The following is a 298-nucleotide window of genomic DNA, read 5'->3' on the forward strand; positions in this document are numbered from 1 at the left end:
CACGCGCACCAGCCTTCACGGCCCACGATACGATACCGGAACTCGTGGCGTGCGAACCGTACTTCACCGTCCTCGGTCACCACGAGCTTCACGCGATCGTCTCTCATCAACCCTCCAGCGCGAACTCGGCGCGGACCACAGCACGCACCTGAGTATCCGCCTCGAACGGGAGCACCGTGCCCAGCTTCGACGCGTACGTGGCACCACGTTCAGGGTCCACAGCTATGCACAGCGCAACGCCCTCGGTGTTCTTGAACCAAATGCGCGAATCCCAGCAAAACATTTCGTTGCGCGGAAT

1 protein-coding gene is annotated in these 298 nt (G+C 61.4%); it reads right to left on the minus strand.

Annotated elements, in window-relative coordinates:
* Positions 1 to 106 precede the first annotated feature (106 nt).
* A partial coding sequence (locus tag AC1RPU_RS08135; protein ID WP_481762740.1) for a hypothetical protein occupies positions 107 to 298 on the minus strand: 192 nt, incomplete at its 5' end.

The organism is Dellaglioa sp. CoH-55-MRSF-7, assembly GCF_056782235.1.